The organism is Burkholderia metallica (genome assembly GCF_902832845.1).
GTDB lineage: Bacteria > Pseudomonadota > Gammaproteobacteria > Burkholderiales > Burkholderiaceae > Burkholderia > Burkholderia metallica.
On the sequence record NZ_CADFDB010000001.1, the window covers coordinates 454,401 to 474,657 of the forward strand.

5 protein-coding genes and 1 pseudogene are annotated in these 20,257 nt (G+C 69.8%); 4 read left to right on the forward strand and 2 right to left on the reverse strand.

Annotated features, from left to right (window positions below):
• Window positions 1-13 precede the first annotated feature (13 nt).
• Window positions 14-472: a (2Fe-2S)-binding protein gene (locus HWX08_RS02045; RefSeq protein ID WP_174920646.1), complete on the reverse strand. Its 459-nt coding sequence runs from the start codon at window positions 470-472 to the stop codon at window positions 14-16.
• Window positions 473-1,206: 734 nt separating this feature from the next.
• Here HWX08_RS02045 and HWX08_RS02050 point away from each other — a divergent pair.
• The gene (locus HWX08_RS02050) at window positions 1,207-13,917 is read left to right on the forward strand and encodes an autotransporter-associated beta strand repeat-containing protein (RefSeq protein WP_174920647.1); all 12,711 of its coding nucleotides are present in this window, start codon (window positions 1,207-1,209) and stop codon (window positions 13,915-13,917) included.
• A 280-nt stretch (window positions 13,918-14,197) separates the two neighbouring features.
• Entirely contained in the window at window positions 14,198-18,448 is a 4,251-nt protein-coding gene (locus HWX08_RS02055; protein WP_175806974.1) for a beta strand repeat-containing protein, read from the forward strand.
• A 70-nt stretch (window positions 18,449-18,518) separates the two neighbouring features.
• Here the strand turns inward: HWX08_RS02055 and HWX08_RS02060 are convergent.
• Window positions 18,519-18,758 (reverse strand): annotated as a pseudogene (locus HWX08_RS02060) (transposase); the annotation flags it as partial.
• 284 nt (window positions 18,759-19,042) lie between these two features.
• On the opposite strand from HWX08_RS02060, the gene HWX08_RS02065 reads away from it, so the two are divergent.
• Window positions 19,043-19,354, forward strand: coding sequence for a winged helix-turn-helix transcriptional regulator (locus HWX08_RS02065; RefSeq protein ID WP_244122671.1), 312 nt, complete (start codon window positions 19,043-19,045; stop codon window positions 19,352-19,354).
• Window positions 19,355-19,440: 86 nt separating this feature from the next.
• A complete protein-coding gene (locus HWX08_RS02070; RefSeq protein ID WP_174920649.1) occupies window positions 19,441-20,121 on the forward strand; it encodes an HAD family hydrolase in 681 nt (226 codons plus the stop codon).
• Window positions 20,122-20,257 lie beyond the last annotated feature (136 nt).

Below are 20,257 nucleotides of genomic sequence, written 5' to 3' on the forward strand. Positions count from 1 at the left end.
CTCCCCGGCAGGCTCAGGCAAGCGCGTGAGCCGCATCGTGAATCGCGGCACGGATGCGCTGATAGGTCGCGCAACGGCACAGGTTGCCGGCCATCGCGCTGTCGATGTCGGCATCGGTCGGTGCCTTGTTGCTGCGCAGCAGGCCGGCCGCGCTCATCATCTGGCCGCTCTGGCAGTAGCCGCACTGCGCGACGTCGTGCCGGATCCAGGCATCGAGGACGGCCTTGCCGACCGCATCGTCGGCGAGATGTTCGGACGTCGTGACGTGCGCACTCCCGACCGTCGACAGCGCCAGCGTGCAGCTATGCACGGGCCGGCCGTCGACGTGCACGGTACAGGCGCCGCAGTCGCCGGCGTCGCAGCCGAACTTGGTGCCGGTCAGACCGAGGTTGTCGCGCAGCACCCAGAGCACCGGCGTCGACGGATCGGCATCGACCTCCGCCGACCGGTTGTTGATGTTCAACGTCACCATCTTGATGTTCTCCCGTGGACACCTCGTTGTCGTTCCGCAGGTCCGGACCGCGGCACGGCGAATGTGAACCAATTAAAGCAGATTCGAGAATAAATCAGGATCCGGGGAATCCGCTTTTTTCCATTCTTAATAATTCACGTGCTTTAGTTAAAACATGAAATTTACAACCCGCATGCGAATCGCCGGATGTTCCAGAAAGATTGTTGAGTTTTGACAAAAACTTGCCGGTTCGATGGAAAACGTTTGCGAGTCATGCCTATATTTGTCTCGCGATCACGCCGGAGGCTTGACGATCGAATATCGGGAATCAGCCAACCTGTATGCGACTCATTCGCAACCGGGTTGAATCGGGGACTGGAATTCAGTGTTTGTTTAACAGGGATGGGAGACAGGCGGGAAATGGAGTACAGCGGGAGTACAGCGTTCGGCTCGTTTGATCTGTATACGCACAGATGCCATCGATGCCGATCGACGCAACAGTTTCTCCATGAAACAGCCATATTTTAAAAAGTGGAAAATTTACCGCTCAGAGGGGATAAAAGTAAAAAGTGCCGAATAAATGATTCCGGTTGATTGATTCTTGATGGTTGCCAATCGAGTCATCTGCATTGATTTGATGGCGGGGCGGCATTTATCTAAAAATATCGAATAACGCATTCCGGTAATTCCTTTCTGCGTTTTTTAACTGCGGAAGGGGCTCGGGTCGTCGATTCTCTTTATGGGAAGGTGTGATTATGCGTATGCGCATGGGTTCGAATAAAAAGCGCGCGGAAGCACGTCCGAAACTCCTCGTCCCGACCGGCATGCTGGTCGCACTCGTCAGTGCGGGGATCGTTCCCGCCGACGCATTGGCCGCCTGCACCGGCTCGCCCACTGTCACCTGTACCGGCACCACCAACAGCTATGCGAACGGCACGAATAATCTCAACGTGACGGTCGCATCGGGCGCGACCGTCTCGGTGGTGCCGCTGTTCGGCGGCACGGCGCTGTCGCTCACGGGCAGCGGCGTCACGCTGACCAACAACGGGACCATCGACCCGTCGCAGGCCGGGCTGAGCATCGTTTCGAACGGCACGGTCGTCGGCAATATCACGTCCGCGAGCACGGTGAACGTCACGAACAACGGCGTGATGATGGGCTCGACCAGTTCGCTGTTCGGCAACGGGCCGGCATTGACCGTCTACAACGGCACGGGCGGCACGACGAACATCACGAACACCGGCACGATCGGCACGACGGGCATCGGCTTCACCGCCGGTCCGACCACGCAGGTGGTCACCGCATCGGGCGGCGCGCAGGTCAACTTCACGAACGCGAGCGGCGGGGCGATCAACGGCTCGGTCGTGCTTGCACCGAGCACCTTGGTGGGCACCGGCAATACCTTCACCAATGCCGGAAGCATTACCGGCAACGTATCGCTGGGCGCGGGCCTCGGCACGTCGAACACGTTCAACGCGCAGACCGGGTCGTCGGTCGGGCTCGGCGTCGATGCCGGGCTGGGCGGCAACAACACGCTGAATCTGCAGCAGAACACGTCCGGCGGGGCGGCGAACGGCGCCATCGCGGTCGACACGTTCGGCAATTTCACGCATCTCGCGGTCCAGGGCGGCACGTGGAACATCACGGGCGCGTCGACCGCGTCGGACGCGTCGCTCACCGGCGGTACCGCGATCATCAACAACAGCGGCTCGCTGGGCACCGGGACGATCGCAGTGAGCGGCGGCCGGCTGGAGGCCGGGTCCGCCGGCGTGAACCTCCAGAACAACGTGGCGCTCGGTGCGGCGCTGACGGTCGACGGCGCAACCGGGTTCGGGATCTCGGGCGCGATTTCGGGCGGCGGCGCACTGAATGCGGCCGGCACCGGCACGCTGGCGCTGAACGGTGCGAATTCCTTCTCGGGCGGAACGAATCTGACGGGCGGCGGCGGGCTGCTCGTCGGTACCGGCCTGGCGCTCGGGTCCGGCGCGCTGAACGTCACGGGCGCGGGCGGGACGCTCGCGACGAGCGTCGGCGGCACGCTGCTCGGCAACGCGGTGAACATCGACAGTGGCGTCACGCTGGGCCTCAACAGTTCGGCGAACCTGGGCCTGGGCGGCGTGATCGGCGGCAACGGCGGTCTGGCGCAAACCGGCAGCGGTACGACGACGCTGCTCGGCCTGAACACATTTACGGGCGGCATGAACCTGAGCGGCGGCGGACTCGTCGCCGGCAACGGCCAGGCGCTCGGGACCGGCGCACTGCATGTGTCCGGCGCGGGCGGCTCGCTGGCGGTGAACGCCGGCGGCACGCTGCTCGGCAACGCGGTGAACCTCGATGCGGGTGCGACGCTCGGCCTGAACGGCGCGGCCGGCATGAGCCTGGGTGGCGTGATCGGCGGCAACGGCGGTCTGGCGCAAACCGGCAGCGGCACGACGACGCTGCTCGGCGCGAACACGTTCTCGGGCGGTACGGCGCTGAGCGGCGGCGGACTCGTCGCCGGCAACGGCAGCGCACTCGGGACTGGCGCGCTGCATGTGTCGGGCACGGGCGGCGCGCTGGCGGTGAACGCCGACGGCACGCTGCTCGGCAATGCGGTGAATCTCGATGCGGGCGCGACGCTCGGCCTGAACGGTACGGCCGGCATGAGCCTGGGCGGTGTGATCTCGGGCAACGGCGGCCTCGCGCAAACCGGCACGGGTACGACGACGCTGCTCGGTGTGAACGCGTTCACGGGCGGCACGACGCTCGGTGCCGGCGGCCTGATTGCGGGCAACGGGCACGCACTGGGCAGCGGCGCACTGAACGTCGTCGGCGCGGGCGGCACGCTCGCCACGAACGTTGCCGGCACCGTGCTCGGCAATGCGGTGAACCTCGGTGCAGGCGCGACGCTCGGCCTGAACGGCGCGGCCGATCTTGGCCTGGGCGGCACGATCTCGGGCGCGGGCGGCCTCGCGCTCGGCGGCACCGGCGCGACGACGCTGTCCGGTGCGAACACGTTCAGCGGCGGCGCGAGCCTCACGGGCGGCGGCAGCCTGATCGTCGACGGCAACTCGGCGCTCGGCGTGGGCGGTGCGTTGAACGTGAGCGGCCTCGGCGGCTCGCTGCACGCGGGTGCGGCAGGCGCGACACTCGTGAATTCGATCAACCTGAACGGCACGTCGCTGACGCTGGACGGGGCGAACGATCTCGGCCTGGGCGGGGTGATCGGCGGCACCGGCGGTCTCGTGCTGAACGGCACGGGCACGACCACGCTGTCCGGCGCGAACACCTTCGGCGGCGGCACGACGCTGAGCGCCGGCACGCTGCTCGCCGGCAACAATCTGGCGCTGGGTACGGGCGCGCTCAATGTCGCCGGCGCGGGCGGCGCACTCGGCGCGAGCGCGAGCGGCGTCGCGTTGAACAATGCGGTCAATCTCGGCACGGGTGCGACGCTCGCGCTCACCGGTTCGAACGATCTTGGCCTGGGCGGCGTGATCGCCGGTGACGGCGGCCTCGCGCAAGTCGGCTCGGGCATCACGACGCTGCTGGGGGCGAACACGTTCACGGGCGGTACGACGCTGAGCGGCGGCGGCATTCTCGCCGGCAACGGCGCCGCACTGGGCACGGGTGCGCTGAACGTGACCGGTGCGGGCGGCTCGCTCGGCACGACCGTCGGCGGCACGGTGCTCGGCAATGCGATCCAGCTCGGCGCGGGCGCGGCACTGACGGTTGGCGGTGCGAACGATCTCGGGCTGGGCGGGATCATTTCCGGCGCCGGCGGCCTGTCCGTGAACGGCCCGGGCACGACGACGCTCACCGCGGCCGAGACGTTCACCGGCGGCACCACGATCGGCAGCGGCACGCTCGCGATCGGCGCGGGCGGCAGCCTCGCCGCGTCGAGCCCCGTCAACCTGGCGGGCGCCGGTGCGCAGTTCAACATCGCCGGGGCGACCACGCCGCAGTCGATCGGCACGCTGTCGGGTGTCGCGGGTTCGACGATCGATCTCGGTTCGAACCACCTGACGCTGGCAGGCAGCGGTAGCGGCGTCTTCGCGGGCAACATCGGCGGGGCGGGCGGGCTCACGCTTTCCGGCACCGGCTCGCAGGCACTCACCGGCAACAACACGTACGCGGGCGGCACGGCGCTGACGGGCGGCGACCTGATCGTCGGCAGCGGCGCGGCGCTTGGCCTCGGCACACTCGACGTCAACGGCTCGGCGTCGCTCGGCGCCAGCGTGCCGGGCGTGACGATCGGCAACGCGGTCAATCTCGGCGCCGGCGTCACGCTCGGGTTGAACGGCGCGAACGATCTCGGCCTGAGCGGCACGATCGCCGGCAACGGCGGTCTCGCGCAAACGGGCACGGGCACGGGCACGACGACGCTCACCGGCACGAACACGTACACGGGCGGCACGACGCTGAGTGGCGGCGGGCTCATCGCGGGCAACGGCAGCGCACTCGGCGCGGGCGCGCTGAACGTGACCGGCGCGGGCGGCACGCTCGCCACGAACGTCGCCGGCACCGTGCTCGGCAATGCGGTGAACCTCGGCGCCGGCGCGACGCTGGGGCTGAACGGTTCGGCGGACCTGAGCCTCGGCGGGGTGCTGTCGGGTGGCGGCGGTCTGGCGCAAACCGGCACCGGCACGACGACGCTGCTCGGCGCGAACACGTACACGGGCGGTACGACGCTCAGCGGCGGCGGACTCATCGCCGGCAACGGCAGCGCACTCGGCACCGGCGCGCTGAACGTAACGGGCGCGGGCGGCTCGCTCGGCACGAGCGTCGGCGGCACCGTGCTCGGCAATGCGGTGAATCTGGGCGCGGGCGCGACGCTGACGGTCGGTGGTGCGAACAACCTCGGCCTCGGCGGCGCGATTTCGGGCGGCGGCAATCTGTCGGTGACCGGCCCGTCGATCACGACGCTCACGGGAGCGGGCCGCTACACCGGCAACACGACGATCGGCAACGGCAGCACGCTGGCGGTCGGCGCGGGCGGCAGCCTGTCGGGCGGCAGCTTGTTCGACCTGACTGGCGTGGGCGCGACGCTCGACCTGAGCGCGGCGACGTCGCCGCAGACGACGGGCGGGCTGGTCGGCACGGCCGGCTCGGCCGTGAACCTCGGCGGCAATACGCTGACGCTCGGCGGCGCCGGCAACGGCACGTTCGGCGGCACGATCGGCGGGGCGGGCGGGCTGACGCTGGCCGGCACCGGCACGGAAACGCTGATTGGTGCGAACACGTACACGGGCGGCACGACGATCAACAGCGGCACGCTGGCGATCGGCGCGGGCGGCAGCCTCGCGGCGGGCGGCGCAGTGAATCTGGGCGGCGCCGGCGCGGCGTTCGACCTGAGCGGCGCGGCGCTGCCGCAGACGATCGGCACGCTGTCGGGCGTGGCCGGTTCGACGGTGAATCTCGGCGGCAACGGCCTGACGCTGGGCGGCGCAGGCAGCGGCACGTTCGGCGGCACGATCGCCGGGGCCGGCGGCAGCCTGACGCTGTCGGGCACGGGTACCGAAACGCTGAATGGTGCGAACAGCTACACGGGCGGCACGAGCCTGACCGGCGGCGGCACGCTGCTCGCCGGCAACGGTGCGGCACTCGGCACGGGCGCGCTGAACATCGGCGGTGCAGGCGGCACGCTGGCCGCGAGCGTTGCCGGCACGACGCTGAACAACGCGGTGAATCTCGGCACCGGTTCGGCACTGACGCTCGGCGGCACGAACGACCTGGGCCTCGGCGGCATCATCGGCGGCGGCGGCAGTCTCGCGCAAACCGGCAGCGGAACGACCGCGCTCACCGGCGCGAACACGTTCACGGGCGGCACGACGCTGAGCGCGGGCGGCCTGTCGGTCGGCAGCAACACGGCGCTCGGCACGGGCACGCTCAACGTGACCGGCAGCGGCGGCGCGCTCAGCGCGAGCACGGCGAACCTCCTGCTGGCGAACGCCGTCGATCTGGGCATCGGCTCGACGCTGAATCTCGGCGGTGCATTCGACTTCGGGCTGAACGGCATGATTTCCGGTGCAGGCGGCGTGGTGCAGTCCGGCTCGGGCACGACCACGCTCGGCGGCGCGAATACCTACGGCGGCGGCACGACGCTGAGCAGCGGCGGACTGAGCGTGGGCAGCAATTCGGCGCTGGGCACCGGCGCACTGAACGTGACCGGCAACGGCACGCTGAACGCGAGCGTGAGCGGCACGACGCTCGGCAACGCAGTGAACCTCGGCGCGGGTGCGACGCTCGGGCTGAACGGTTCGAACGATCTTGGCCTGAGCGGTACGATTTCCGGTAGCGGCGCCCTGGCGCAGACCGGCGCGGGCACCACGACGCTCACCGGCACGAACACCTATGACGGCGGCACCACGTTGAGCGGTGGCGGGCTCATCGCCGGCAACGGCAGCGCACTCGGTTCCGGCGCGCTGAACGTCACGGGCGCGGGCGGCTCGCTCGGCACGAGCGTCGGCGGCACGACGCTCGGCAATACGGTGAATCTCGGCGCGGGTTCGACGCTGACGGTTGGCGGTGCGAACGATCTCGGGCTGGGCGGCGGGATCTCGGGCAGCGGCGGTCTGTCGGTCAGCGGCCCGTCGACGACCACGCTCACGGGCGTGAACACCTATACCGGCAACACGACGATCGGCGGCGGCAGCACGCTGGCGGTCGGCGCGGGCGGCAGCCTGTCGTCGGGCAGCGCGCTCGACCTCGCCGGCACGGGCGCGACGCTCGACATCAGCGCGGCGACCACGCCGCAGACGAGCGGCATGCTGTCCGGCGTAGCGGGCACGAACGTGAACCTCGGCGGCAATACGCTGACGCTGGCCGGTACCGGCAACGGCAACTATGCGGGCACGATCGGCGGCACCGGCGGGTTGACGATGTCCGGCACGGGCACGGAAACGCTGACCGGCACCAACACGTACACCGGCGCGACGACGATCAACAGCGGCACGCTGGCAATCGGCGCGGGCGGCAGCCTGTCCGGCAGCAGCCCGGTGAATCTGGCCGGTGCGGGCGCCACCTTCGACCTCAGCGGCGCAACGACGCCGCAGACGACGGGCACGCTGTCGGGCGTGGCCGGCTCGACCGTGAACCTCGGCGGCAACAACCTGACGCTCGGCGGCACGGGCAACGGCACGTACGGCGGCACGATCGCGGGTGCGGGCGGCAGCCTGACGCTGTCGGGCACCGGCACCGAAACGCTGACCGGGAACAACACGTACACCGGCGGCACGACCCTGAGCGGCGGTGGCACGTTGATCGCGGGCGGCGGTTCGGCGCTCGGCACCGGCGCGTTGAACACGAGTGGCGCTGGCGGTACGCTCGGCACGAGCGTGGCCGGCACGACGCTGACCAACAACGTGAATCTGGGCAGCGGCTCGACGCTGACGGTCGGCGGTGCGAACAATCTGGGCCTCGGCGGCGCGATTTCGGGCAGCGGCAACCTCGCGGTGACCGGCCCGTCGACGACGACGCTCACAGGGGCCAGCTCATACACCGGCAACACGACGATCGGCAACGGCAGCACGCTCGCGGTCGGCGCAGGCGGCAGCCTGTCGGGCGGCAGCGCGATCGACCTGTCGGGTACCGGCGCCACGCTCGATCTGAGCGCGGCGACGTCGCCGCAGACGAGCGGCGCGCTGTCCGGCGGCGCGGGCACGAACGTGAACCTGGGCGGCAATACGCTCACGCTCGGCGGCGCAGCCAGCGGCACGTACGGGGGCGTGATCGGCGGCACGGGCGGGTTGACGCTGTCGGGTACCGGCACCGAAACGCTGACGGGCAACAACACGTACACGGGTGCGACGACGATCAACAGCGGCACGCTGGCGATCGGCGCGGGCGGCAGCCTGTCCGGCAGCAGCCCGGTGAACCTGGCCGGTGCGGGCGCCACCTTCGACGTCAGCGGCGCGACGACGCCGCAGACGACGGGCACGCTGTCGGGCGTGGCCGGTTCGACGGTGAACCTCGGCGGCAACAACCTGACGCTCGGCGGCACGGGCAACGGCACGTACGGCGGCACGATCGCGGGTGCGGGCGGCAGCCTGACGCTGTCGGGCACCGGCACTGAAACGCTGACCGGCAACAACACGTACACGGGCGGCACGACCCTGAGCGGCGGCGGCACGCTGATCGCGGGCAGCGGCTCGGCGCTCGGCACGGGCGCGTTGAACACGAGCGGCGCAGGCGGCACGCTGGCCGCGAGCACGCCCGGTACAACGCTCGGCAACGCGGTGAATCTCGGTGCGGGTTCGACGCTGACGGTTGGCGGTGCGAACAATCTGGGCCTCGGCGGCGGGATCTCGGGTAGCGGCAACCTCGCGGTGACCGGCCCGTCGACGACGACGCTTACCGGCACCAGCTCCTACACCGGCAACACGACGATCGGCAACGGCAGCACGCTGGCGGTCGGTGCAGGCGGCAGCCTGTCCGGCGGCAGCGCGATCGACCTGGCCGGCACGGGCTCGACGCTCGATCTGAGCGCGGCGACGTCGCCGCAGACGAGCGGCGCGTTGTCCGGCGGCGCGGGCACGAACGTGAACCTGGGCGGCAATACGCTCACGCTCGGCGGCGCAGCCAGCGGCACGTACGGCGGTGTGATCGGCGGCACGGGCGGGTTGACGCTGTCGGGTACCGGCACCGAAACGCTGACGGGCAACAACACGTACACCGGCGCGACGACGATCAACAGCGGCACGCTGGCGATCAGCGGCAACGGCAGCTTGTCGTCGAGCAGCCCGGTCAGCCTGACGGCGTCCGGCGCGACGCTCGACCTGAGCGGTGCGTCATCGCCGCAGTCGACCGGTGCGATCTCGGGGGTAGCCGGTTCGACGGTGAATCTCGGCAACAACAACCTGACGCTCGGCGGATCGGACAGCGGCACCTATGCGGGCAATATTGCCGGCACGGGCGGCGTGACGATGAGCGGCACCGGCACCGAAACGCTGACGGGCGCCAACACGTACACCGGTGCGACGACGATCAACAGCGGCACGCTGGCGATCGGCGCAGGCGGCAGCCTGTCGGGGTCGACGCCGGTGAACCTGACCGGTGCGGGCGCAACGTTCGATCTGAGCGGCGCGACGACGCCGCAGACGACGGGTGCGTTGTCGGGCGTGGCGGGTTCGACGGTGAATCTCGGTGGCAACAACCTGACGCTCGGCGGTTCGGGTAGCGGAACGTACGACGGCACGATCGCGGGTTCGGGCGGCAGCCTGACGCTGGGCGGTACGGGCACCGAAACGCTGACGGGCAACAACACGTATTCGGGCGGCACGAACCTGACAGGCGGTGGCACGCTGCTGGCCGGTAACGGTTCGGCACTCGGCACGGGGGCGCTGAACACCAGCGGCGCAGGCGGTACGCTCGGCACGACCGTAGCAGGCACGACGCTCGGCAACGCGGTGAATCTCGGTGCGGGTTCGACGCTGACGGTTGGCGGTGCGAACAATCTGGGCCTGGGCGGCGCGATCACGGGCAGCGGCAACCTCGCGGTGAATGGTCCGTCGACGACGACGCTCACCGGCGCCAGCTCGTACACCGGCAACACGACGATCGGCAACGGCAGCACGCTGGCGGTCGGCGCGGGCGGCAGCCTGTCGGGCGGCAGCGCGATCGATCTGGCCGGCACGGGCTCGACGCTGGACGTGAGCGGGGCGACGACGCCGCAGACGACGGGTGCGTTGTCGGGTGTCTCCGGTTCGACGGTGAACCTCGGCGGCAACAACCTGACGCTCGGCGGTTCGGGCAGCGGCACGTACGGCGGCACGATCGCCGGCACGGGCGGCAGCCTGACGCTCGGCGGCACGGGCACCGAAACGCTGACGGGCAACAACACGTATTCGGGCGGCACGAACCTGACGGGCGGCGGCACGCTGCTGGCCGGCAACGGTTCGGCACTCGGCACCGGCGCGCTGAACACGAGCGGCGCAGGCGGCACGCTGGGCACGAGCGTGGCCGGCACGACGCTGACCAACGCAATCGATCTTGGCGCAGGTTCGACGCTGACGGTCGGCGGCGCGAACAACCTCGGCCTCGGCGGTGCGATCTCGGGCAGCGGCAACCTCGCGGTGAGCGGCCCGTCGACGACGACGCTCACCGGCACCAGCTCGTACACCGGCAACACGACGATCGGCAACGGCAGCACGCTGGCGGTCGGCGCGGGCGGCAGCCTGTCGTCGGGCAGCGCGCTCGACCTTGCTGGCACCGGGGCGACGCTGGACCTGAGCGCGGCCACGACGCAGCAGACGACGGGCGCGCTGTCGGGTGTCTCCGGTTCGACGGTGAATCTGGGCAGCAACACGCTGACGCTCGGCGGTTCCGGTAACGGCACGTACGGCGGCACCGTGGCAGGCACGGGCGGATTGACGCTGTCGGGCACCGGCACCGAAACGCTGACGGGCAACAACACGTACACGGGTGCGACGACGATCAACAGCGGCACGCTGGCGATCGGCGCGGGCGGCAGCCTGTCCGGCAGCAGCCCGGTGAGCCTGACCGGTGCGGGCGCAACGTTCGACCTGAGCGGCGCGACGACGCCGCAGACGACGGGCACGCTGTCGGGCGTGGCCGGTTCGACGGTGAACCTCGGCGGCAACAACCTGACGCTGGGCGGCACGGGCAGCGGCACGTACGGCGGTACGATCGCCGGCACGGGCGGCAGCCTGACGCTCGGCGGCACGGGCACCGAAACGCTGACCGGGTCGAACACGTACACGGGCGGCACGAACCTGAACGGTGGCGGCACGCTGGTCGCGGGCAGCAACACCGCGCTCGGCACCGGCGCACTGAACGCGAGCGGCGCAGGCGGCACGCTGACGGCCGGCACGCCGGGCACGACGCTGGCCAACGCGGTGAACCTCGGCACGGGTTCGACGCTGACCGTGGGCGGCGCCAACAGCCTCGGCCTGACCGGCGCGATCTCCGGCAACGGCACGCTGTCGCTCACCGGCCCGGCGACGACGACGCTGTCGGGCGCGAACAGCTATGCCGGCGGCACCAACGTCACCGGCGGCGGCACGCTGCTGGCCGGCACGTCGACGGCGCTCGGCAGCGGCACGCTGAACGTCGGCGGCAAGGGCGGCACGCTCGGTACGACCGTGGCAGGCACGACGCTCGGCAACGCAGTGAATCTCGGCACGGGCTCGACGCTGACGGTCGGCGGCGCGAACAACCTCGGCCTCGGCGGCCCGATTTCGGGGAGCGGCAACCTGGCTGTGAGCGGCCCGTCGACGACCACGCTCAGTGGTGCCAACACGTACACCGGCGGCACGACGATCGGCAGCGGCAGCACGCTGGCGGTCGGCGGCAAGGGCAGCCTGTCGGCAGCGAGCGGGGTGACGCTGGCCGGAAACGGCAGCACGCTGGATCTCGGCGGCGCGAGCAGCCCGCAGACGGCGAGCGCGCTGTCCGGCGCAGCCGGTTCGACCGTGAACCTCGGCGGCAACACGCTGACCGTGGCCGGCTCGACGGGCGGCGCGTACGGCGGCTCGATCGTCGGCACCGGTGGCTTCGCGGTACAGGGCGGCGGCACGCAGACGCTGACGGGCGCCAACACGTACACCGGCGGCACGACGATCGGCAGCGGCAGCACGCTCGCACTCTCCGGCGCAGGCAGTCTCGCGCCGACCAGCCCGATGACGCTCGCCGGCAGCGGCGCGACGCTGAACCTCGCGGGTTCCGCTTCGCCGCAGTCGATCGGTGTGCTGTCGGGCACGACGGGCTCGAACGTGAATCTCGGCAGTACGCCGCTGACGGTCAACACCGCGGGCACCAGCACGTTCGCGGGCACGCTGTCGGGCACCGGCCCGCTGACGCTGGCCGGGACGGGCGCGCAAGTGCTGAGCGGCACGAACACGCTGTCCGGGCCGACGACCGTCACGGGCGGCACGCTCGCCGTTACCGGTTCGCTCGCCGGCTCGCCGGTGACCGTCGGCAACGGCGCGACCATCACGGGCACGGGCACGATCGGCGGCCTGGTCGTGTCGGGCGGCGGCACCGCATCGGTGCTGCAGCTCGGGCAGCCGCTGAAGGTCGCGGGCAACGCGACGTTCCAGCCGGGCTCGACGCTGCAGGTCGGCGCGACGCCGCAACAGAGCGGCGGCCTCGACGTGACCGGCTCCGCCACGCTCAACGGCGGGTCGGTACAGGTCGTCGCGGCGACTGGGCAATACCAGCCGGGCAAGCTCTACACGATCGTGAATGCCGGCGCGGGTGTGCAAGGCCAGTTCAGCGCGGTGAACTCGACGTATGCGTTCCTCACGCCGACGCTTACGTACAACCCGGCGCAGGTGCTGATGTCGCTGGCGCCGAACGGCACGCCGTTCTCGTCGGTGGCGACGACGCCGGACGGGCAAGCGGTGGCGGGTGCGGTCGGCACGCTCGGCGCCGGCAACCCGCTGTTCGATACGGTGCTGACGTCGGATGCGCCGACCGCGAGCCGTGCATTCACGCAACTGGCCGGCGATCTGTATCCGAGTACGCGCAGCGTGCTGCTGTCGGATAGCCGCTATGTGCGCGACGCGGTGCTCGATCGTGCGCGGCTCGGTTCGCAACCGGGCGGCGCGCTGTGCGGATGCGAGGCGCCGGTGTCGGCGGACGATCATTCGGCTGCGCTCGACCGGCGCATGGCCGCGGAGAACGGCTGCACACCGGCCAAATCGTTCAAGCCCGCGGTCTGGGGGCGGCTGTACGGGTCGCATAGCCGCTTCGACGGCGATGGCGTCGCGACGGTCGACCGCAACCTGTACGGCTTCATCGTCGGTACGGACGCGGAGGTCAGCAGCCACTGGCGCGTCGGTATCGCGGGTGGCGCGTCGCGCAGCCTGCTCAATACCGACCAGAACGAATCGGCGAAGGCAAACGGCGAGACGATCGCGCTGTATGCGAGCGGCCGGTACGACGCGTGGAACGTGCGCGGCGGTGTGTCGCAGTCGTGGTACCGCGTGCACAGCGAGCGCAATCCGTCGTTCGGCAGCTTTGCCGATCACGATACGGCCAGCTACGACGCGAACGCGACGCAGGTGTTCACCGAGATCGGCTACTCGACGGCGTTCCGCAATGTCGCGCTCGAACCGTTCGTTGGGCTCGCGTACGCCAGCCTGCACACCGACGGCTTCAAGGAGAGCGGTGGCGCGGCGGCGCTGCAGGGCGACTCAGATACGACGGGCCTCGGTTTCTCGACGCTCGGCGTGCGGGCTTCGACGGACGTCGCGGTCACGACGAAGGGCAAGGTCACGACCTACGGCACGATCGGCTGGCGGCATGCGTTCGGCAATACGCAGCCGGGGGCGAAGCTGTCGTTCGCGAGCGGCGGTTCGCCGTTCAGCGTGGTCGGCGTGCCGGTCGCGCGTGATGCGGCAGTGCTCGAGGTCGGCGTCGACGCGGCCGTGACGAAGAACCTGTCGCTCGGGTTGTCGTATAGCGGCCAGCTCGGCGGCAGCATCAGCGACCACGCGCTGTACGGCAATCTGTTGTGGAAGTTTTAAGGGGGCGGCCGCTCGCGACGGGGTTGTCGTGAGCGGCCGATTGTCGATCGATGTTTCTATGGGAAGTGTTCGTTTCGCATGACAGAAGTTTCGTGATGCAGATCAATTAGCATGAAGTGCATCGCGTGACGTTTGGTATTCCGTCGCACCGACTGGTCAAGCCTGTTTAACGCTTTGCATATCGAGCAATCCGCACACGATTTACGTCGCCTTCGGGCGGCAGGTCCAGGCGTGATCGCTCGAGCTGTTCCGCGGTTGTCCAACCGAAATGGGGTAATTCATGAAAACGAAAATGAACATGAAGTTGACAGGCATCGCCTTGTCGGTCGCGGCTTTGTTCAGCGTGGCCGCCACGGCGTCCCAGGCGGGGGTAGTGACTGCCGTGCCGGGAAGTCTCAGCAACACCGACGGCTTGATCATCGGAGGCAGATCGCCGGCGCCGGGGGGGCTCGTCGGCGCCGTGGCGGGATGGGGGAACGGGGTGGTGTCGGTCGGCGGCCCGACGAATGCCGGCGGTATCTCGATCGGGGCGGCGGGTGCGGCAGGCGCGGCCATCAATATCAATAGCGGATTGCTCGAGCCGGTCGCGGATGTGGCCGGTACGGTGACCGGGGCGTTGGGTGGCATCGGCGGGAACGGTGGAACCGGCGGTGCGGCGGGCGGACTCGGGGGGGTGATCGGTACCGTCACCGGTGCGCTGGGCGGTGTCGGCGGTAGTGGCGGTGCGACCGGCGGCCTGGGTGGTGTCGTCGGGACGGTGGGTAACGCGGCAACTGGCGCGGTGGGTGCCGTGACTGGCGCGTTGGGTGGTGTTGGCGGCAGCGGTGATCCGATCAGTGGTCTCGGCGGCGTGGTTGGGACGGTGACGGGTGCACTGGGTGGCATCGGCGGGAGCGGCGGCGCGACGGGCGGCCTGGGTGGCGTCGTCGGCACGGTGGGCAATGCGGCAACTGGCGCGGTCGGTGCAGTGACTGGCGCGTTGGGTGGCGTCGGTGGCAGCGGTGATCCGATCGGTGGTCTTGGAGGTGTGATTGGCACGGTGACGGGTGCGCTGGGTGGCATCGGCGGGAGCGGCGGCGCGACGGGTGGCCTGGGTGGCGTCGTCGGGACAGTGGGCAATGCGGCAACTGGCGCGGTGGGTGCCGTGACTGGCGCGTTGGGTGGTGTTGGCGGCAGCGGTGATCCGATCGGTGGTCTTGGAGGTGTGATTGGCACGGTGACGGGTGCGCTGGGTGGCATCGGCGGGAGCGGTGGCGCGACGGGCGGCCTGGGTGGTGTCGTCGGGACAGTGGGTAACGCGGCAACTGGCGCGGTCGGTGCAGTGACTGGCGCGTTAGGTGGCGTCGGCGGCAGCAGCGGTGCGACCGGTGGTCTCGGCGGAGTCGTTGGGACGGTGACTGGTGCGCTGGGTGGCATTGATGGGAGCGGTGGCGCGACGGGTGGCCTGGGTGGCGTCGTCGGGACAGTGGGTAACGCGGCAACCGGCGCGCTCGGCACTGTGACGGGTGCGTTGGGTGGTGTCGGTGGCAGCGGTGATCCGACCGGTGGTCTTGGCGGAGTCGTTGGGACGGTGACGGGTGCGCTGGGTGGCATTGGCGGGAGCGGTGGCGCGACGGGCGGCCTGGGCGGCGTCGTCGGGACAGTGGGCAATGCGGCAACCGGCGCGGTTGGTGCGGTGACTGGCGCGCTGGGTGGCGTCGGCGGCAGCGGCGGTGCGGCCGGTGGTCTCGGTGGCGTGGTTGGGACGGTGACCGGTGCGTTGGGTGGCATCGGCGGGAGCGGTGGCGCGACGGGTGGCCTGGGTGGCGTCGTCGGCACGGTTGGCAACGCGGCAAACGGTGCGGTCGGTACCGTAACCGGTGCATTGGGCGGCCTCGGTGGTAGTGGGGGGCTGACCAGCGGTCTTGGAGGTGTGATTGGCACGGTGACGGGAGCCCTGGGTGGCGACGGCAATCCGGCTGGTGGCCTGGGTAGTGTTGTCGGTACGGTGACCAACGCGGCAAACGGCGCGGTCGGTACGGTGACGGGCGCATTGGGTGGTGTCGGCGGCAATGGCAATCCGGCCGGTGGTCTCGGTGGAGTCATTGGCACGGTGACTGGCGCGCTGGGCGGCGTCGGCGGCGTCGGTGGCGCAACTGGTGGCCTGGGTGGAGTCGTCGGCACGGTAGGTAGCACGGCAACGGGAGCACTCGGCACGGTGACGGGTGCGCTGGGCAGCGTTGGCGTCGTCGGTGGCGCGACTGGCGGCCTGGGTGGTGTCGTCGGCACGGTAGCTAACACGGCTACGGGTGCGCTCGGCACGGTGACCGGGGCACTGGGCGGGGTTGGCGGCGTCGGTGGTGCAACTGGTGGCCTGGGTGGCGTCGTCGGCACGGTAGCTAACACGGCTGCGGGTGCGCTCGGCACGGTGACCGGTGCACTGGGTGGGGTTGGCGGCGTCGGTGGCGCAGCTGGCGGCCTGGGTGGAGTCGTCGGCACGGTGGGCAACACGGCAACGGGTGCACTCGGCACCGTGACCGGTGCACTGGGCAGCGTTGGCGGCGTCGGTGGTGCCGCTGGTGGCTTGGGTGGCGTTGTCGGCACCGTGGCTAACACGGCAACCGGTGCACTTGGGACGGCGGCCAATACGGCAACGGGTGCACTTGGCACGGTGACGGGCGCGCTGGGCAGTGTCGGCGGCGTCGGTGGTGCCGCTGGTGGCTTGGGTGGTGTCGTCGGGACCGTGGGCAACACGGCAACGGGTGCGCTCGGTACGGTGACGGGTGCACTGGGCAGCGTTGGCGGCGTCGGTGGCGCGACTGGCGGCCTGGGTAGTGTCGTCGGGACGGTGGCTAACTCGGCTACCGGTGCACTCGGCACGGTGACCGGTGCGCTGGGCAGCGTTGGCGGCGTCGGTGGTGCCGCTGGCGGCTTGGGTGGTGTCGTCGGCACCGTGGCTAACACGGCAACCGGTGCACTCGGCACGGTGACCGGTGCGCTGGGCAGCGTTGGCGGCGTCGGTGGTGCCGCTGGCGGCTTGGGTGGTGTCGTCGGCACCGTGGCTAACACGGCAACCGGTGCACTTGGGACGGCAGCCAATACGGCAACGGGTGCACTTGGCACGGTGACGGGCGCGCTGGGTAGCGTTGGCGGCATCGGTGGCGCAGCTGGCGGCCTGGGTAGTGTCGTCGGGACGGTAGCTAACTCGGCAACCGGTGCGCTCGGCACGGTGGGCAACACGGCAACCGGGGCGCTTGGAGCGGTGACGGGCGCACTGGGCGGGGTTGGCGGCATCGGCGGTGCTGCTGGTGGCCTGGGTGGAGTCGTCGGCACGGTGGGCAACACGGCGACCGGTGCACTCGGCACGGTGACGGGCGCGCTGGGTAGCGTTGGCGGCGTCGGTGGTGCCGCTGGTGGTTTGGGTGGTGTCGTCGGCACGGTAGGCAACACGGCAACTGGTGCACTCGGGACGGCGGCCAATACGGCAACGGGAGCACTCGGCACGGTGACGGGCGCACTGGGCGGGGTTGGCGGCGTCGGCGGCGCAACTGGTGGCCTGGGTGGAGTCGTCGGCACGATAGGCAACACGGCAACCGGTGCACTCGGCACGGTGACGGGTGCACTGGGCAGTGTCGGCGGCGTTGGTGGCGCAACTGGTGGCCTGGGTGGCGTTGTCGGCACCGTGGCTAACTCGGCAACGGGAGCACTCGGCACGGTGACCGGAGCACTGGGCAGCGTTGGCGGCATCGGTGGCGCAACTGGCGGCCTGGGTGGTGTCGTCGGCACGGTAGCCAACACGGCAACCGGTGCACTCGGTACGTTGACGGGTACGGTCGGTGGCAGCAGCGGTACGATCGGCGGCCTGGGTGGCATCGTCGGTACGGTGGCCAACAGCGGCACCGGCGTGGTCAACGCCGTCACCGGTGTCGCAGGAAACGGCGGTGCGCTGATCACGCCGATCACGAGCATCGTCGGGAACCTCGGCGGATCGCTGCCGGTCGGCGCAGCTACCGGTGCACTCGGTGCAGCGTCCGGCGCGGTCACGGGGATCGTCGGTAGTGGCACGGCGGCGATCTCGCCGATCGCGTCGACCGTCACGTCGCTGATCGGACCGGCATCGAGCGGCGCCGGCAACATCGTCGGCTCCGGAACCGGCGCCCTCACCGGCGCAGCCGGTGCGGCTGCATCGCTCGCATCGACCACGACGGGTGTGGCCAGCTCGCTGGCGAACACCGTGACCAGCACGACGGGCGCGGTCGCAGGCGTCCTTCCGGCACTGAGCGTCGCGCTCAACGGCGGGACGGCATCCGGTGCCGCCGCAGGCGCGACCAACGCAGTCGGTGCGCTGGTCTCCGGCGGCGCGACGATTGCCAATGCGGCAGTGCATTCGGTCGGTTCGGCTGTCGGATCCGTGGCCGGCGTGCTCCCGGCACTGGCGGTCTCGCTGAACAGCAATTCCGCGCAAGGGGGAGGCGCTGCGACAGGTGGTGGTCTGCTGGCACCGGTGACGTCGCTCGTCACTTCGCTTGCAGCGCCGTTGCCGAAGAAGTAAACGACGTGGGTACCCGGCCGCCGCAGCCAATGGGCGGCCGGGAACATTCAGGCACGTCAGAACGACACGATTTCAGCGCTTCCATATCGAGCATCGCTTCGGCCGGCAGTATCTTCAGCCACGCGTTCTCCGTCTCAAGATCCTTCAGTCGGCGAGCCTCCGACACCTCCGTACCGCCAAACTTCGCGCGCCAGGTATGGAACGATGCTTCACTGAAGCCGTGTTTCCTGCATGGCTCCTTTACCGGCATACCGCCCCCGGCTTCCTTCAGAAACCCGATGATTTGCTCTCCCGTGAGGCGCTTCTCGACGTTCGTCTTCTTCTCCGAAAACGAATTCCACTAGATCCTGACTGACTCAGGTTGGCTTGGGGGCATGTCAACGCCCGCATTCGCCGATGGGTCAAGCCGGTAGCGCAGGTCTCGTGCTTTAAAAAATAAAGCAAGAAAAGAAAAAACATCCGCATTGCCGCGCAGCATCCGTTCGATACCGCATCGATTCGTTGACGTCACACGATGCTTGCTTTAAAAAGTACAGCATGACTGCACCCCGAATCGGACAACGCGTGCGCGGATCGAAAACGGGACGACCGATCATGGTCGTGCTGGATCTGCTCGGGCGACGCACGACGCTGCGCATCCTGTGGGAACTACGCGGCGAGCCGCTCACATTCCGTGCGTTGCAGGAAGCCTGCGAAACGAATGCGCGCCTGCTCAACACGCGGCTCGCCGAGCTCAAGGCGTCGGGTCTCGTCGAGCATGGCGAGGGCGGGTACTGCATGACCGCCGAAGGCCGGCGGCTGGAGGCGGCACTGCAGCCGTTGCTGGGGTGGGCCAAACAATGGGCGAGGCGCGACCCGGACGGGTTCGACGCGGCCGATCGCGAGCAATCCGGCCGGGATCGCTGATCGATCGGCGCGCGGAGGCGCATCGCACCGTCAATGCCGGGTTCGCGCATCGTGCGCGAGCCGACTTATGTTCGCGGAGTGCTTTCATGACTGTACGGGCCGTCATCTTCGATTTCGATCTGACGCTGGCGGATTCGTCCGCCGCGATCGTCGCATGCACGCAATACGCGTTGCACCGGCTGGATGCCGCCGGCGCGACGCCGGCGCAGATCGGTGCGGTGATCGGGCTGCCGCTGCACGAGATGTGCGTTTCGCTGACGGGCGAGACCGAACCGGCACGGGTCGATGCGTTCGCGCGTCACTTCGTGGCGCGCGCCGACGAGATCATGGTGGCCGGCACGCGTATCTATCCCGAGGTTCCGTCGCTGCTCGCGCGTCTGCGCGAGCAGGGGCTCGCGGTCGCGATCGTGTCGTCGAAGTTTCGCTACCGGATCGACGCGATCCTGGCGCTTAACGAATTGCAATCGCTCGTCGACGTGGTGATCGGCGGCGAAGACGTGCAGCATCACAAGCCCGATTCGGAAGGGCTCGTGCTGGCGCTGGCGCGGCTTGGCGTGCCGGCCCGGGCGGCTGTCTACGTGGGCGACCACGCGGTGGATGCGCAGGCGGTCGAGCGTGCCGGCGTGGCGTTCGTCGGCGCGGTGAGCGGGATGACGTCGTCCGACGGATGGGCACGCGCGGGCAAGCGGGCGGTGACCGCGCATCTCGGTGAACTGGATGCGATCGTGCGAGCGATGCAGCGCGATCCGCGCGAAGCGTGGGGCTGACGTTCGACCGCATGGCGATCCCGGGCGCGCCGGGCCTGTCGACGATCCCGACGGCTTGCTTCCCGACCTGCGCGATCGGCCCACCGGCGGCCAGATTGTCAGATGAGGGATGCCGGGAATCGGTGTCCGCGAATGG

What these genes read in the sequence shown, in the direction of transcription:
- HWX08_RS02045 (WP_174920646.1), bottom strand. Translation starts at nt 472, where the DNA reads ATGGTGACGTTGAACATCAACAACCGGTCGGCGGAGGTCGATGCCGAT.
- HWX08_RS02050 (WP_174920647.1), top strand. Translation starts at nt 1,207, where the DNA reads ATGCGTATGCGCATGGGTTCGAATAAAAAGCGCGCGGAAGCACGTCCG.
- HWX08_RS02055 (WP_175806974.1), top strand. Translation starts at nt 14,198, where the DNA reads ATGAAAACGAAAATGAACATGAAGTTGACAGGCATCGCCTTGTCGGTC.
- HWX08_RS02065 (WP_244122671.1), top strand. Translation starts at nt 19,043, where the DNA reads ATGGTCGTGCTGGATCTGCTCGGGCGACGCACGACGCTGCGCATCCTG.
- HWX08_RS02070 (WP_174920649.1), top strand. Translation starts at nt 19,441, where the DNA reads ATGACTGTACGGGCCGTCATCTTCGATTTCGATCTGACGCTGGCGGAT.